The sequence below is a fragment of the Streptomyces sp. NPDC005722 genome (assembly GCF_040630935.1).
Lineage (GTDB): Bacteria > Actinomycetota > Actinomycetes > Streptomycetales > Streptomycetaceae > Actinacidiphila.
In genome coordinates this window covers 219,464-235,825 of the sequence record NZ_JBEXYN010000003.1, presented here as the reverse complement: position 1 = coordinate 235,825, position 16,362 = coordinate 219,464, and the positions used below count along the sequence as shown (strand labels likewise).

Here is a 16,362-nt window from a genome sequence, read left to right as displayed (position 1 = left end):
ACCTCCGCCGAGACGACTCCCCTGCGGCGGCCGCCGTCCGTGAGTTCCGCTCCGCGGTCGCCGCCCTCCCCTCCGCACACGCCGACAGGAAGGCCGCCGATGAGTGATCCGGCGCAGTCCGCACAGTTCGCGCACTCCCCCACGTCCGGCACGCCCGACGGGTTGCCCGACCCCGACGCCGAGGAGACCGCGGAATGGCGTGAGTCGCTCGACGCCGTCATCCGGCACGCCGGAGCCGACCGCGCCGCCTATCTGCTGCGCCGCGTCCACGCGTACGCGTCCGCGTCAGGGGTGCCGGTCCCGGGGCTGCTCTCCTCGGAACCCGTCAACACGATCCCCGCGGCCGCCCAGCCGGACTACCCGGGCGACCTCGCCATGGAGGCGCGGATCACCGCGCTGAACCGGTGGAACGCGGCGGCGATGGTCACCCGTGGCTCGCACCTGGGCCTCGGTGGGCACATAGTGACGTACGCGTCGGCGGCCTGGCTCTACGAGGTCGGCTTCCAGCACTTCTTCCGGGGCAAGGACGCCCCCGGGGGCGGTTCCGGCGACCAGCTGTACGTGCAGGGGCACGCCTCACCGGGCATCTACGCCCGGGCGTTCCTGGAGGGCAGGCTGACCGAGAGGCAGCTGGAGGGCTTCCGCCGCGAGGCCGACGGGCACGGGCTGCCGTCGTACCCGCACCCCCGGCGGCTGCCGTGGCTGTGGGAGTTCCCCACGGTCTCCATGGGGCTGGGCCCCCTCGCGGCCGTCTACCAGGCCAGGTTCAACCGCTACCTGCATGCCCGGGGCATCAAGGACACCTCCGGGTCGCGCGTGTGGGCGTTCCTCGGCGACGGCGAGGTCGACGAGCCGGAGTCGCTGGCCGCGCTGGCGCTCGCCGCGCGCGAGGGCCTCGACAACCTGACCTTCGTCGTCAACTGCAACCTGCAGCGCCTGGACGGGCCGGTGCGGTCGAACTCCAGCATCGTGCGGGAACTGGAGGGCCGGTTCCGCGGCGCGGGCTGGCACGTGGTGAAGTCCCTGTGGGGCGCGGCCTGGGACCCGGTGCTGGCGCAGGACGCCGACGGGGCGCTGGTGCGGCGGCTCGGCGAGGTGCCCGACGCGCAGATGCAGACGTACGCGGCGCGGGACGCCGCCTATGTGCGCGAGCACTTCTTCACCGGCGACGCGCTCTCCCGCATCGCGGCGGGGCTGACCGACAGCCGGATCACCGAGCTGTTCACGGAGTCACGGGGCGGCCACGAGCCCCTGAAGGTGTACGCCGCCTACCGCGCGGCCGTGGAGCACCGGGGCGGGCCCTCCGTCGTGCTCGCCCAGACCGTGAAGGGGCACACCCTGGGGTCCGACTTCGAGTCGCGCAACGCCAACCACCAGATGAAGAAGCTGACGATGGCGCAGTTCCGCAGGATGCGCGACACCTTGGAGCTGCCCATCCCGGACAGCGCGCTGAGCGGCGACCAGGTGCCGTTCTGGCACCCGGGCGAGGACTCCGAGGAGGTGCGGTACCTGCGGGAGCGGCGGGCCGCCCTGGGCGGCCCCGCTCCGCAGCGGAGGGTGGTCGCCATGCCGCTGAAGCAGCCTCCGGCGGCCCCCTTCGAGGCGCTGCGGAAGGGCTTCGGCAAGCAGGAGGTCGCCACCACCATGGCACTCGTGCGGCTGGTCAAGGACCTGATGCGCGACCCGGACACGGGCCGGCGCTGGGTGCCGATCGTCCCCGACGAGGCGCGGACGTTCGGCATGGAGTCGCTCTTCGCGACGGCCGGGATCTACTCCCCGGACGGCCAGACCTACGAGCCGGTGGACGCCGACCAGTTGCTCCACTACCGCGAGGCCGAGAACGGTCAGCTGATCGACGAGGGCATCACGGAGGCCGGCTCGCTGGCGGAGTTCACGGCCGCCGCCACCTCGTACGCCACGCACGGCGAGCCCATGATCCCGTTCTACATCTTCTACGCGATGTTCGGTTTCCAGCGGACGGGTGACCAGTTCTGGGCCCTGGCCGACCAGTTGGGGCGCGGCTTCGTGGTCGGCGCCACGGCCGGGCGCACCACGATGACGGGCGAGGGCCTGCAGCACGCGGACGGGCACTCGCAGCTGCTGGCGTCCACCAACCCCGCCGCCGTGAGCTACGACCCCGCGTTCGCCTACGAGATCGCTGTGATCGTCAGGGAGGGGCTGCGGCGGATGTACGGCGACCGGCCGGAGGACGTCTTCTACTACCTGACGGTCTACAACGAGTCGAAGCGGCAGCCGGCCATGCCCGACGGGCCGTCGGTCGAGGAGGGGATCCTGCGCGGCATCTACCGCTTCAAGGAGGCGGCGGAGGCGGGCGCCGGGCCGCGGATCCAGCTGCTGGCCTCCGGCACGGCGATCCACTGGGCGCTGGAGGCGCAGGAACTCCTCGCGTCCGACTGGGGGGTGGCGGCCGACGTGTGGTCGGTGACGTCCTGGACGGAGCTGCGCCGTGACGCGCTGGACGCCGACCGCCGGCAACTGGACGGCGAGCGGCGCGTCCCCTATGTGACGTCGGCGCTGTCGGGGGCACCCGGGCCCGTGCTGGCGGTCAGCGACTGGATGCGGCAGGTGCCCGACCAGATCAGCCAGTGGGTCGAACAGGACTACTCGTCGCTCGGCACGGACGGCTTCGGCCTGTCGGACACCCGGGAGGCGGTGCGCCGCTACTTCCGGGTGGACGCCGGCTCGATCGCGGTGGCCGCCCTGGACCGGCTGGCGCGCACCGGTGCGGTCACCCCACAGACGGTGGAGCGGGCGCGCGAACGGTACGGCCCGCAGGCCTGAAGCCCGCAAGGGGACACGCCCACCCCGCGTGTCCCCTCGGGCCCCCGGCGCCGACACCGCCGGGGGCCTGTGCCCCGCGGCGGAAGCCGCGCGGGGCGGGGGTTCAGTCGCACGACCCCGCGAGTGCCGCCGCACGTCCCCGCAGGACCGCCCACGCCGGGAGCGTCGACGCGACGACCGCGAGCACCGCGCACGCCCCCACGGCCGCGCCCAGGGCCGCCCACGGTGGTTCGAGGGCGCCGGGCGCGGACAGCAGGGCCAGTGCCCAGCTCATGCCGGCGAGGTTGAGCACGGCGACGGCCAGCCCCAGCAGCGCGCCGACCGCGACGACCGCCTGGGACTCGGCGGCCACCAGCCAGAGCACCTGGCGCCGTGTGGCCCCGGCCAGCCGCAGCGCGGCCAGTTCGCGGACCCGGTCGGAGGTGGCCATCACCATGGTGTTGACCAGGGAGATGGCGGTGTAGAGCAGGGCGATGCCGAGCACCAGCAGGAAGCCGAGCCGGGTCGTCCCGTCATTGCGCGGCCGCAGGGACGCGAGCCATTCGTCGCGGGTCAGCACCCGGCCGCCGTCCGCCGCCACCGCCTCCCGCAGCGCCGCGGCCACCGCGCCGGGGTCGGCGCCGTCCGGCAGGGCGACGTCCACGCGGTCGACGGGGGCGCCGGGGGCGTTGGCCGGGGTGACGTACACGCCGTTGCCGCCGGTGCCGGTGGGCATGACCGCGGCCACGCGCAGCGTCCTGCTCGTACCGTCCCCGAGCCACACCCGGACGCTCTGCCCGACCGAGTGGTGTTCCCACTCCTCGTTGACGACGACCGACCCGTCGTCGAGGTCCGCGAGCGTCCCCGCGACGAGCGGCACTCGGGCGGTGGCGGCGAGCGCCTCCGGGTCCGCGGCGCGCGCCGGGGACCGGACGAGGGCCGGGCCGTCCTCCAGGACGTACACCTCGCTCGACGCGCTCGGTGACGCCTCCGTCCCCGGGACCGCGCGCAGGCGCTCCAGGGTCCGGGCGCCGAAGCCCGTGCCGCCGCCCGGCGCCGTGACCACGAAGGCGGCGGTGACGCGCTCGCGTGCCTCCTGGGCCGCGGCCCGGTCGAGGGTCGCGGTGGCGCCGAGCAGCGAGCCCGTGAGGGCGACCACGACCAGCACCGGCGAGGCGACCGCGGCGGTACGGCGGACGCCCGCGGCGGCGTTCTCGCCGACCAGCATGCCGGTCGCGCCCGGCAGCCGGCCGAGGACCCGGGCCACCAGGCGGGCCGGCGGGCGCAGCAGGACGGGCGCGAGCAGCGCGGTCGCGGTGATCAGCAGCATCGGGCGGCTCACGTACGTCTTGCGGTGCAGCAGGTCGCCGGGGTCGCCGGCGAGCGCGAGGCCGAGGGTGACCGCGGCGGTCAGCAGCAGGCCGACGCCGCACAGCAGGCGGCCGGGCGTCATCGCACCGGTGTCCACGGCGGCCTCGCGCAGGGCCTGCGCGGGGCCGGTGCGGCCGGCCCGCCACGACGCGGCGGCCGCTCCGGCCAGCGCGACGAGCAGGCCCGTCCAGAAGGCGACGTGGTACGGCCAGGTGTGGTCGCCGACGGTGAACCAGGCCGGTGCCAGTCCGCCGTCGACCACGGACGCGGCGAGCCGCGGTGCCGCACAGCCACCGAGCACGCAGCCCGCCGCCGAGGCGAGCACGCCGAGCGGCAGGGACTCGGCCAGCACCATGCGGCGGATTCCGCCCGGGGTGGCGCCCGCGGCGCGCAGCAGCCCGAACTCGCGGCGGCGCCGGTCGACCGCGAAGGCGAACGTGGACGCCACGACGAACACCGACACGAAGGCCGTGACGCCGCCGGCGGTTCCGAACAGGGCGTTCATCGCGGTCACCGCCTCGTCGTCCCGGCCGGGGTCGGCGTCGGCGTACCGGCGGTCGTTCCCGGTGAGCACCCGGGCGCCGCTGCCGCGGACCGCGTCCCGTACCGCGGAGGCGTCGGCGTCGACCACCGACTGCGGGCTGAAGGGGCACAGCCGGGCGGCGTGGGCGTTGGTGTAGAACACGGCGTCCTCGAACCCGCGGCCGGGGACGGTGCCCGTGACCCGGGCGGTCCCCGCGGCGCGGGCGGTTCCCACGACGCGGACGGTCCCCCGGTCGGTGCGCACGCGCTCGCCCGGCGCGGCCCAGCCGCCCGTCACGACGACCTCGTCGGCCGCACGCGGCGCTCGTCCCGAGGTGAGCCCGTAAGGGGCGAACGCGGCGGTGGACCAGGGGTGCCCGACGAGGTCGCCGGGCCCGCCCTCGGCCCGTACGGGGAAGGCGCGGTCCTCCACGACCCTGCCGAGGCGCCGCAGCGCGGTCAGGGTCGCGGCGGGCACCGCGCGCGGCCGGGCGAGGGACCGCGTCAGCTCGCCCCGCGGCGTGGGCACCCGCAGGGCGTCCTGGCCGCGGACGACGACGGGCGCCGCGGCGAAGCGCTCCGGCCCGCGCTCGGGCGCGTCCTGGGTGGAGGCGAGGACCAGACCCGTCACCGTCAGCAGCGCGACGCCCAGGGACAGCGCGACGAAGCTGCCGGCGAAGGTGACCCAGCGGGTGCGCAGGGTGTGCAGGACGAAGCTCAGCACGCCGCGGCCTCCAGCCCGGCCATGCGCGCGGCGATGTCCGCCGCGCCCGCCGTGACGGACTCCCCGTTCACCCGGCCGTCGACGAGGAACACGACGCGGTCGGCGTATGAGGCGGCCACCGGGTCGTGGGTGACCATGACGACGGTCTGGCCCTCGCTGTCGACGATGCCGCGCAGCAGGGTCAGCACCTCGTGGCCGGTCCGCGAGTCCAGGGCGCCGGTCGGTTCGTCGCCGAACAGCACCTCGGGACGGGTGATCAACGCGCGGGCCAGCGCGACACGTTGCTGCTGTCCGCCGGAGAGCTCCGAGGGCCGGTGCCCGGCCCGGTCGGCGAGGCCGACCCGGCCCAGCACGTCGCGCACCGCGGCCCGGGAGGGCCTTCGGCCGGCCAGCCGCAGGGGGAGCGCGGCGTTCTGCTCGGCGGTCAGCGTCGGCAGCAGGTTGAACGCCTGGAAGACGAAGCCGATGCGTTCGCGGCGCAGCAGGGTCAGCCGGGTCTCGCCGAGCGCGGTCAGGTCGGTGTCACCGAGCAGCACCGACCCCGAGGTGGGCCGGTCCAGGCCGGCGGCGCACTGCAGCAGGGTCGACTTGCCCGAGCCCGAGGGCCCCATGACGGCGGTGAAGGAGCCCTTGGGGAAGGCGAGGGAGACCTCGTCCAGGGCCGTCACGGCGCTGTCGCCGGAGCCGTGCCGCCTGCTGACGTCGTGCAATCGGATGGCGTCGTCGTTCATCTGTCCCCACTGGGTCGGGTGCCGGTCCTCCGCCGCGGCCGGCGCGTCGGAGCGCTCCGGGAAGCGACGCCTCCCGGACGACTCCACGAAATCCCGCGGAGCGGGCGCGGCGCAGTGCGGCAGGGACGAGAATCCGGGGTAGGGCCAGGCATACCCCCGTCCTCGCCCTGGGCGGATGGTCCGGGGCGACGTACGCGTCCTACGGTGATCCGCATGCAATTGGGGAATGTGTGGCAGGCGATGTCCGGACGGGGCTTCCTGCTGTCCGTGTGGCCGTGGCGCTCGCTGGCATACCTGCTGACCGGCGTGGTCGCGGGCGCCGTCGCCCTTGTGGCGATCGTGACCGCGGCGGCCGCCGGGGCCGCGCTCGCCGTCGTCCTGGTGGGGCTGCCGCTGCTCGTCCTCACCGCGCTCGCGGGCCTTCCCGTCGCCGCCCTGGAGCGGGCCCGGCTGCGCCTGGTCGACCGGGATCCCGTACCGGGGGCCCATCTGCCGCCCGCCAGGGGTGGGTTGTGGGCGTGGCTGACGATGCGGCTGCGGGAGCGGGCGACCTGGCGCGAGCTCGGCCACGCCCTGCTGTTGGCGGTTCTGCTGTGGCCGGTGGACGCGCTGGCCGTCGTCGTCGCCCTGGCGGTGCCGCTCTCGCTCGTCGCGACTCCGGTGCTGATGGCGGGCGTCGGGGCGGGGCACGAGGCGAAGGTGCTCAAGCAGTGGACGGTCACCACGTGGCCGGCGGCGTGGGGCACCGCCCTCCTGGGGCTGCTGCTGCTCGTGCTCGGCGCGTACCTGCTGGGCGTCGCCGCGGGCGCCCGGGCCGGGCTGACCCGGCTCCTGCTCACCCCGCGCGACCGCGGGCTGGGCGCCCGCGTCGTCGAGCTGACCCGCTCCCGGGTGCGCCTGGTGGACGCCTTCGAGGCGGAACGCCGCAGGATCGAGCGGGACCTGCACGACGGGGCGCAGCAGCGCCTCGTGGCGCTGACCATGGCCCTGGGACTGGCCCGGCTGGACGCGCCGCCCGGTCCGCTGGCCGACCAGCTCGCCCGGGCCCACGAGGAGGCCGGCCGGGCCCTGGAGGAACTGCGCGAGCTCGTCCGGGGCATCCACCCCCGGGTGCTGGCCGACTACGGCCTGGCGGCGGCCGTCGCCGACGCCGCCGACCGCTCCGCCGTGCCCGTCGACGTGGACCTGGAACTGCCGGGGCGGCTGCCCCGGGCCGTCGAGGCCGCCGCGTACTTCGTGGTCCGCGAGGCCCTCGCCAACGTCGCACGGCACAGCGCGGCCGGCCGCGCCGAGGTGAGCGGAGGCCACCGGGACGGGCGGCTCGTCCTCCAGGTCCGCGACGACGGCCGCGGGGGTGCCGAACCGGGCGCGGGCAGCGGGCTGACGGGGCTCGCCGACCGGGTGTCCGTGCTGGATGGCAGACTCTCCCTGTCCAGCCCCGCGGGCGGACCGACCCTGCTGCGTGTGGAGATCCCTTGCGAGTGGACCGAGCGCTCCGCGTAGTGCTGGCCGAGGACAGCGTGCTGCTGCGGGACGGGCTGACCGGCCTCCTCGGCCGCTGCGGGCACGAGGTCGTGGCCGCCGTGGGCGACGCCGACGCGCTGGTCGCGGCCGTCGCCGAGCACTCCCCCGACGTGGTGGTGACGGACGTCCGCATGCCGCCCGGTTTCCAGGACGAGGGCCTGCGGGCCGCGGTGCGGATGCGCCGGGAGCGGCCCGCCCTGCCCGTCCTCGTCCTGAGCCAGTACGTCCAGCGCGCCTACGCCGCGGAGTTGCTGGACTCCGGCGACGGAACGGGGCTCGGCTACCTGCTGAAGGACCGGGTGGGCCAGGTCGAGGAGTTCGTCGCGGCGCTCAGCGAGGTCGCGGCGGGCGGCACCGTCGTCGATCCCGAGGTCGTACGGCAGTTGCTGCGCCGCCGCCGCGATCCGCTGGAACGGCTCACCGCGCGGGAGCGGGAGGTGCTGGCGCTCGTCGCGGAGGGGAAGTCGAACGGCGCGATCGCCCGCGAACTGGTGGTCTCCGAGGCGGCCGTGGGCAAGCACATCGGCAGCATCCTCACCAAGCTCGACCTCCCCCCGTCGGACGGGACGCACCGCCGTGTCCTGGCCGTCCTGGCCTACCTGAGGGCCTGAGTCCGGGGCGACGGACCGGGCCGCGGCCGGCGCGGGCCAGGTCGGGCCCGGCGGCTCGGTCGTGGTGCGCGCCCGTCCGGCGGTGGGTGGCGGCCGGCCCGACTCCCGGCGTCCGGGCGGTCCTTCAGGCGGTCTCCGGCTCGTCCCGGCGGCGCAGCATCTCGGCGATCCAGGCGGGCGCGAACGGGGACGTACAGCCCGGCGAGGTCGGGTAGTCCTTCAGCACCTCCAGGCGCTCGCCGATGCCGACGGCACGGGTGCGGAGGCCGGCGTGCTCGATCCCGATCTGCGCCAGGCAGTGGTTCATCGCCCACTGCAGGCGCTCCGGGGCGTCCTTCATCTCGGCCTCGACGACGTCGAGCAGTCCCGTGAGGTCCAGCCCGTCGGGCCTCTTCGCGACGCGCTCGGTCGTCAGCGCCCAGCCGGCGGAGGCCACCACCGGGTCGGGGTCCGCGAGCCAGGCCACGCGCAGCTCCTCGGAGTGCGGGTTCTTCTTCACCACGTAGTTCACGAGCCAGTCGTGCACCTTGGGCGCGCGCGCCTCGCGCAGCATGGTGTCCAGTTCGTCCCGCCCGAACGCCTTCGGGCGGCAGATCAGCAGCGCCAGCAGTCTGGCCGCGGTGTCGTCCGTCTCCCACAGCCGCAGCGCGAGTTCGTGCTGCGTCTTGAGCCGCTTCGCGACCGCGCGCAGCTTGCCGAGGTTCACGCCGTGGTCGTCGCCGTGCCTGGCGTTCACGGCGCGCGTCCTCGGGTCCTCGAGCGCGGCCAGCTCGGCCGTCACCTCTGCCGCCGTCGTCCCGGTCACCGCAGCCTCCTCTCCCTGACGAACGGGGTCCAGCGTACGAGACGGGAGGCGGCCGCCGGCCGGGCACGGCCGGCGGCCCCGTCCTCAGCCGGCCAGCTCGTACCGCCCTGCCTCCAGGAAGTGGCGCAGCTCCTCCGGCGTGCCGTCGACGACCGCCTCGGCGGCGGTGCGCAGCGCGTCACTGATGGTGGGGTCGGCCAGGATGCGGAAGACGGCGACCCGGTCGTCCTCTGCCTGCGCCAGGCGGTAACCCGTCTCAAGGAAAGCGCGCAACGCCTCCGGACTGTCCGCCTCAAGAGCCCGCGTCGCCTCACGAACGACACCCTTGCCACTGTCCTCGTCGGCCAGGATGCGGAAGATCGCGACCCGGTCGTCCTCCGCCTGCGCCAGGCGGTAACCCGTCTCAAGGAAAGCGCGCATGTCGGCGGCGGTTCCGTCGAGGGCCTCGTCGGCCTCGCGGACGACGGCCCTTCCGGAGTCCGGGTCCGCGAGGATGCGCAGGATCGCGGTGCGGAGCTCGCCCTCCGGCATGTCGTCGACCGGTGTTCCGGGCGCGGTCGTCGCCGCGGCCGGGGCACCCGGCGCGGTGACGGGGGCGGGGGTGGCGGACGCAGGGGTGGCGAGGAGCAGTGCCGGGGTGAGTGCGGTGGCCGCTGCGAGCAGGGCAACGCGGGTGGGCCTCATGGTGTGTCGCCTCCGGGTCGGACTGTCGGTACCCGGATTCTCGCCGTCGCGCGTGCGCGAGATCATTTCCAGGCCCCGGCAGTCTTCGGCGCCGGGTCGTTGCCGTGCGGTGGCCCGTCCCGGTCGTGCGGTCAGGCCAGTTCCAGTTCGGCCCACACGACCTTTCCGCGGGCCGCCGCGCGGGACCCCCAGCGGCGGGAGAGCCGGCCGACGAGGAAGAGACCGCGGCCGTTCTCGTCCGTGCCGCGCGCGCTGCGCAGCCGTGGGGCACAGGCACCGGTGTCCGACACCTCGCACGTCAGGGCCTGGTGCCGGATCAGGCGCAGGCCGACCGGGCCGGCGCCGTGGCGGACGGCGTTGGTGACCAGTTCGCTGACGAGCAGTTCCGTGGCGGGCCCGAGCCCGTCCAGGCCCCACCGGGTCAGCTGGGCGGCGGCCAGTCGCCGGGCGTCGCGCACGGAGCTCTCGTCACTGGGCAGGGACCAGGAGGCGACCTGCGCCGGGCTGAGCGAGAGCGTCCTGACCAGGAGCAGGGTGACGTCGTCCGAGGGGGCCTGCGCCGGGAGGCTCGCCGTCGCAAGGGTGCAGAGCTCCTCCAGGGAGTGGCCCGGCTCCGCGAGGGCGGTGCCCAGGCGGTGCATCCCTTCCTCGATGTCACCCTCGCGGCTCTCGATCAGGCCGTCGGTGTAGAGGGCGATCAGGCTGCCCTCGGGCAGCTCCAGTTCGACCGCTTCGAAGGGGTCGCCGAGGCCGATGCCCAGGGGCGCCCCGGTGGGGAGGTCGGGGAAGCTCACCCGGCCCCCGGGGTCGACGATCGCGGGCGGCGGATGCCCGGCCCTGGCCATGGCGCACCGGCGGGTGGCCGGGTCGTAGACGGCGTACAGGCAGGTGGCGCCGACGACGGCGGACGTCTCGTCCGCGGGGTCGGTGTCCTCCTCGACGAGCCGCTGGACCGTGTCGTCGAGGCGGGCCAGCAGTTCGGCGGGCGGCAGTTCCATGTCGGCGAGGGTGCGCACGGCGGCGCGGAGCGTGCCCATCGTCGCCGCGGCGTGCAGCCCGTGGCCGACGACGTCGCCGACGACGAGGGCGACCCGGGCGCCGGACAGCGGGATGACGTCGAACCAGTCGCCGCCGACGCCGTGGTCCATGTCGGCCGGCAGGTAGCGCGAGGCGGCCTCGACGGCCGTGCCGCCCCTCAGCCGGCGCGGCAGCAGGTTGCGCTGCAGGGTGAGGGCCGCGGTGTGCTCGCGGGCGTACTGGCGGGCGTTGTCGAGTGCCACGGCGGCGCGCGCGACGAGTTCCTCGGCCAGCAGCAGGTCGACCTCCTGGAACGGCTCCGGGTCCGTGGTGCGGAGGAACACGGCCACGCCCAGCAGGGCGCGCCGGGCGCGGATCGGGACGACCATCAGCGAGTGGACGCCGTTCGCGCGGATCCTCGACGCCACGGCCGGGTCGTGGTCGATCCACGTTCCCGGCGCGGTGTCCAGGATCGGCTCCAGGTGCGGCCTGCCGGTGCTCATCACCTGGGCGAAGGGCGAGCGGGGCGGCACGGGCACCGGTTCGCCCCGCACCCACACCAGTCCCGGGGCACCCGGGTGCACGGAGGCCAGACCGGCCCTCCGCAGGACGGGCAGGCGCCCGCGCGCCAGGTCGACGCGCGCCGGCGGGCCCTCGCTGAAGGGCACCGACTGCTCCAGGTCCACGGCCACGTAGTCCGCGAGCAACGGCACGGCGAGGTCGGCCAGTTCCTGACTGGTCTGCATCACGTCCAGGGTGCTGCCCAGACGGGCGCTGGCCTCGCCGACGGCGGCGAGGCGCTCGCGCACCAGCCGGCTCTCGACGACGTCGGCACTGATGACGCAGACACCGAGCGACTCGCCGTCGGCGCCCTGCAGGCAGTGGAAGGACGCCGCGAACGGATGCTCCCGGCCCTTGCTCACCGGCAGCCACGTCCGGTACTCGTGCACCTTGGTGGTGCCGCTCCTCAGCACCTGCCGCATCACCGCTTCGAGGGCGCCGGCCTTGGCGCCGGCCAGGACGTCCACGAACCGCCGGCCGAGCCGCCGGTCGCTCGGGACGCCGTCGTGCTCCTCCATCACGTCGTTGACGAGGACGCAGCGCAGTTGCGGGTCGCGGACGACGGCTCCGATGGGCGCGCGGGCGAGCAGCGGCCCCCACACCGGTCCGCCGGCCGCGTCCCCGGAGAGCGCGCCGGCGTCCGTCAGGGTGGCCAGCCAGCGGGTCGCCCCGTTCCGGCCCCGCAGCGTCGTGATCCGCAGGCTGACCTCGATCGCCCGCCCGTCCCGGTGGGTCACCGCCGCCGTACCCGGCCAGCCGTTCTCGGCACGGCACCGTTCGGTGAAGGCCGGCATCGACGGGGTCTCCCCGAAGGACGGCAGCACCAGAGCGGCGGAACGGCCGACCGCGTCGGCGGCGGGGTGTCCGACCAGACGCTCGGCGGCGGTCGTCCACGCGACCACCGTCCCCCGCTCGTCGAAGATCGCGAAGGCGGAGTCGGATATCCCGGGCGCGTTCACATGCTTGCCATGCGTCACCACGTCGGTGCAGGTCATCGGGTTTCGTCCTCAGGGTCTCGTCCTCAGACAGCTGGGCAGAATGCCTGATTTGCACTTTCGGGGATCAGACCGGCCGGCCGCCGGATCTGTGACAACGCCGCAGGCGCACGGCGACGGCGGGGTCGAGGTCCTGGGGGGCGGGTTCGCCCGCGCCCGCGTCCGCGGCCGCGTCCCGCCGAACCGTCAGAGCGGGAACCACAGGTCGGCCTCCTCGGCCTCCTCCTTGCCGATGGCGAAGACGGCGATGTCCTTCTTCCGGGAGTCCTGCGACGGCAGTTGCGCCACGTACGGGTGGTCCCCGTCGCCGACCAGCGGCCTGCCGTGCTCGCCGGGACCCGGAAGGGACCCGAAGTACTCGGCGTTGACCTCCCTGTACCGTGCCCACTCCTGCGGAAGGTCGTCCTCGTGGAAGACCGCCTCGACCGGGCAGACGGGCTCGCAGGCCCGGCAGTTCACGCATTCGACGGGGTTGATGTAGAGCGTCCTGCCGCCCTCGTAGATGCAGTCCACCGGGCACTCGGCGACGCACGCCCGGTCCTTGACGTCGATGCAGGGCTGCGCGATGACGTAGGCCACCTTCGGCTCCTCGGTCGCGGCGGGGACGACCACCGGCGGGCCGGCTGTGCCCCGGGCGTCCTTCGATCAGCCGTATGACCGGCAACTCCCTGACGTTGTGACGAGGGCACCCGTCGGACGGCCCGGCGACACGACGGCTGTGTCACACGACGGGGTGCGGAGCGGTCTGGTGATTGACTCTCCGTACGTGGTTCGCAGCAAGCGACATCCGAGATGAGGTGCATCGTGTCCCCTGAGAACACTTTCGTGATCGTCGGAGGCGGTCTGGCCGCGGGCAAGGCGGTGGAGGCGCTGCGGGAGAACGGCTACGACGGCCGGCTCGTCCTCATCGGCGACGAACCGGACAGGCCCTACATCCGCCCGCCGCTGTCGAAGGGCTACCTGCTCGGCAAGGAGACCCGCGACTCGATCTTCGTCCACCCCGCCGACTGGTACGCCGAGCACGACGTCGACCTGCGGCTGGGCACCACCGTCACCGGGCTCGACGCGGGGGCCAAGGAGGTGCGGCTCGACGACGGGCAGCGCCTGCCCTACACGAAGCTGCTCCTGGCCACCGGATCGACGCCGCGCCGGCTGCCCGTGCCCGGCGCGGACCTGGACGGCGTGCTCTACCTGCGCCGCGTTGGCGACAGCGAGCGGCTCAAGGACGCCTTCACCGCGGGCGCGCGGATCGTCGTCATCGGCGGCGGGTGGATCGGCCTAGAGACCGCCGCGGCCGCCCGGCAGGCCGGGGCGGAGGTGACGGTGCTGGAGGCCGAGGAGCTGCCGCTGCTGCGGGTCCTCGGGCGCGAGGCGGCCGAGGTCTTCGCGGGCCTGCACACCGACAACGGCGTCGTGCTGCGCAACGGCGTACGGGTGGAGGAGATCACCGGAAGCGACGGCCGCGCCGACGGGGTGCGGCTCGCCGACGGCACCCACCTCCCCGCGGACGCCGTGGTCGTGGGCGTCGGCATCACCCCCAACGTGCAGCTCGCCGAGGCGGCCGGGCTGGAGGTGCGGAACGGCGTCGTCACCGACGCGCACCTGCGCACCTCCGCGCCGGACGTCTTCGCGGCGGGCGACGTCGCCAACGCCCACCACCCGTTCCTGGACCGCCACATCCGCGTCGAGCACTGGGCCAACGCGCTGAACCAGCCGGCCACGGCCGCGCAGGGCATGCTCGGCAAGGACGCCGTCTACGACCGGCTGCCGTACTTCTACACCGACCAGTACGACCTCGGCATGGAGTACACCGGCTACGTGGAGCCCGGCGGCTACGACCGGGTCGTCTTCCGCGGGGACAAGGCCGCGCGGGAGTTCGTGGCCTTCTGGATGTCGGGGAACCGCGTCCTGGCCGGGATGAACGTCAATGTGTGGGACGTCGTCGAGCCGGTGCGCGAGCTGATCACGTCGCGCGCCGCGGTCGACGACGCGCGCCTGGCCGACCCGAAGGTGCCGCTGGACCAGGTCACCGCCTGACCTCACGGCCCACGGGCGTGGGACGGCCGGACGACCCGGCCGTCCCACGCCTTCTCCATGCCTGTCCCACGCCTTTTCACGCCCTCCCGGCGCCGCCGTACCGGGTCCCCGGCCGGCCGGGGACGGTGTCACAGACGGCCCGGCCGCCCGGTCGTACTCAGTGACAACCAAGGTGATCGGAGCGGACCGTGGCCCCCACAGAACGACACATTTCCACCATGGTGCTGGTGATCGGCACGGGAGGCGCGGGACTGCGCGCGTCGATCGAACTGGCGGAGGCCGGCATCGACGTCCTCGCCGTCGGCAAGCGGCCCAAGGACGACGCCCACACCGCCCTGGCGGCCGGGGGCATCAACGCCGCGCTGGCCACCATGGACCCCGAGGACAGCTGGCAGCAGCACGCCGCGGACACGCTCAAGGAGAGCTACCTGCTGGCGGACCCCCGCACCGTGGAGATCGTCACCCAGGGCGCGGCCCGGGGCATCGACGACCTGGAGCGGTACGGCATGGCCTTCGCCCGCGAGGAGGACGGCCGGATCTCGCAGCGCTTCTTCGGCGCGCACAAGTACCGCCGTACCGCCTTCGCCGGCGACTACACCGGCCTGGAGATCCAGCGCACCCTCGTCCGGCGGGCCGAGCAGCTCGGCGTCCCGGTGCTCGAGGGCGTGTACATCACCCGCATCCTCGAGCACGACGGGGCCGTGTTCGGCGCGTACGGCTTCGACCTCACCGACGGCACGCGCTACCTCATCCACGCCGACGCGGTCATCCTCGCGGCGGGCGGTCACACCCGCATCTGGCGGCGCACCTCGTCCCGGCGCGACGAGAACACCGGCGACTCGTTCCGCCTGGCCGTGGAGGCCGGCGCCCGGCTGCGCGACGCCGAGCTCGTCCAGTTCCACCCCTCCGGCATCATCGAGCCGGAGAACGCGGCCGGCACGCTCGTCAGCGAGGCGGCCCGCGGCGAGGGCGGCATCCTGCGCAACGCGCTCGGCGAGCGGTTCATGAGCCGCTACGACCCCGAGCGCATGGAGCTGTCCACCCGCGACCGCGTCGCGCTCGCCTCGTACACGGAGATCAAGGAGGGCCGCGGCACGCCCAAGGGCGCCGTGTGGCTGGACGTCTCCCACCTGCCGCGGCAGACGATCATGAACCGGCTCCCCCGGGTGTACCAGACGCTGCTGGACCTGCAGATGCTGGACATCACCCGCGATCCGATCGAGATCGCGCCGACCGCGCACTACTCGATGGGCGGCGTCTGGGTGCGGCCCGAGGACCACAGCACCGACGTCCGCGGCCTGTACGCCATCGGCGAGGCGTCCAGCGGCCTGCACGGCGCGAACCGCCTGGGCGGCAACAGCCTCATCGAGCTGCTGGTCTTCGGACGCATCACGGGCCGGGCGGCCGCCGCCTACTCGCTGGGGCTGACCTCGCTGCCGCGCTCGGCGGAGGCGGTGGCACGGGCCCGCGCCGAGGTGGACGACCTGCTGGCGGCGGACGGCCCGGAGAACGTCCGCGCCCTGCAGCGCGCCATCCGCAACACGATGACCGAGCACGCGGGCGTCGTACGCGACGAGCAGGGCCTGCGCGCCGGCCTGGCGGAACTCGACTCCATCGAGAAGCGCATGGAGTCGGTCGGGATCCACCCCGACATCGCCGGCTACCAGGACCTCGCGCACGCCTTCGACCTCAAGTCGGCCGCCCTGGCGGCGCGCGCCACGCTGGAGTCGGCGCTGGAGCGGCGGGAGACCCGTGGCTGCCACAACCGCAGCGACCACCCCGAGACGGACCCCGCGCTGCGGGTCAACCTGGTCTGGTCCCCCACGACCGGCGTCACCCGCGAGTCCATCCCGGCCGTCCCCGAGGAGATCGCCGCCCTGATGCAGGACGTCTCCACCGAGGGCAAGCTCGTCGAGTAGCGGCGGGCCGCCGCACCGGACGAGGCACCGGGGCCCACCCACGCCGGGCCCCTGTCACAAACCGCTCCGCCGCCCGGTCT

10 protein-coding genes and 1 pseudogene are annotated in these 16,362 nt (G+C 74.6%); 5 read left to right on the top strand and 6 right to left on the bottom strand.

Annotated features, from left to right (window positions below; genetic code table 11):
* Positions 1–99: 99 nt before the first annotated feature.
* Positions 100–2,802 (top strand): pyruvate dehydrogenase (acetyl-transferring), homodimeric type, encoded by a 2,703-nt coding sequence (aceE, locus tag ABZ479_RS05150; protein WP_500459998.1) that lies wholly within the window; start codon positions 100–102, stop codon positions 2,800–2,802.
* Between the two features lie 103 nt (positions 2,803–2,905).
* Here aceE and ABZ479_RS05145 read toward each other — a convergent pair whose 3' ends face one another.
* Entirely contained in the window at positions 2,906–5,398 is a 2,493-nt protein-coding gene (locus tag ABZ479_RS05145; RefSeq protein WP_500459997.1) for an ABC transporter permease, read from the bottom strand.
* Positions 5,392–6,129, bottom strand: a complete 738-nt coding sequence (locus ABZ479_RS05140) for an ABC transporter ATP-binding protein (RefSeq protein ID WP_500459995.1) — start codon at positions 6,127–6,129, stop codon at positions 5,392–5,394. The genes ABZ479_RS05145 and ABZ479_RS05140 overlap by 7 nt, the downstream gene beginning before the upstream one ends.
* Before the next feature lie 240 nt (positions 6,130–6,369).
* Here ABZ479_RS05140 and ABZ479_RS05135 point away from each other — a divergent pair, with 240 nt between their 5' ends.
* Positions 6,370–7,632 (top strand): sensor histidine kinase, encoded by a 1,263-nt coding sequence (locus ABZ479_RS05135; protein WP_500460213.1) that lies wholly within the window; start codon positions 6,370–6,372, stop codon positions 7,630–7,632.
* Positions 7,632–8,264 (top strand): response regulator, encoded by a 633-nt coding sequence (locus tag ABZ479_RS05130; RefSeq protein ID WP_500460212.1) that lies wholly within the window; start codon positions 7,632–7,634, stop codon positions 8,262–8,264. Before ABZ479_RS05135 ends, ABZ479_RS05130 begins: the two co-directional genes overlap by 1 nt.
* Positions 8,265–8,388: 124 nt before the next feature.
* Here the strand turns inward: ABZ479_RS05130 and ABZ479_RS05125 are convergent, their stop codons facing one another.
* The 4 genes and pseudogenes from ABZ479_RS05125 to fdxA form a co-directional block, all read right to left on the bottom strand.
* Complete coding sequence (locus ABZ479_RS05125; protein WP_500459993.1) at positions 8,389–9,069, bottom strand: DNA alkylation repair protein; 681 nt, start codon at positions 9,067–9,069, stop codon at positions 8,389–8,391.
* Positions 9,070–9,153: 84 nt separating this feature from the next.
* Positions 9,154–9,753: an ALF repeat-containing protein gene (locus ABZ479_RS05120; protein WP_500459992.1), complete on the bottom strand. Its 600-nt coding sequence runs from the start codon at positions 9,751–9,753 to the stop codon at positions 9,154–9,156.
* Between the two features lie 131 nt (positions 9,754–9,884).
* Complete coding sequence (locus tag ABZ479_RS05115) at positions 9,885–12,326, bottom strand: SpoIIE family protein phosphatase (protein WP_500459990.1); 2,442 nt, start codon at positions 12,324–12,326, stop codon at positions 9,885–9,887.
* Positions 12,327–12,590: 264 nt separating this feature from the next.
* A pseudogene (gene fdxA, locus ABZ479_RS05110) lies at positions 12,591–12,905 on the bottom strand (ferredoxin); the annotation flags it as partial.
* Between the two features lie 225 nt (positions 12,906–13,130).
* Between fdxA and ABZ479_RS05105 the strand changes: the two are divergent.
* Positions 13,131–14,363: an NAD(P)/FAD-dependent oxidoreductase gene (locus ABZ479_RS05105; RefSeq protein WP_500459988.1), complete on the top strand. Its 1,233-nt coding sequence runs from the start codon at positions 13,131–13,133 to the stop codon at positions 14,361–14,363.
* A 218-nt stretch (positions 14,364–14,581) separates the two neighbouring features.
* On the top strand, positions 14,582–16,282 hold the full coding sequence (locus ABZ479_RS05100; protein WP_500459987.1) for an L-aspartate oxidase: 1,701 nt from the start codon (positions 14,582–14,584) through the stop codon (positions 16,280–16,282).
* The last annotated feature ends 80 nt before the right edge of the window (positions 16,283–16,362 follow it).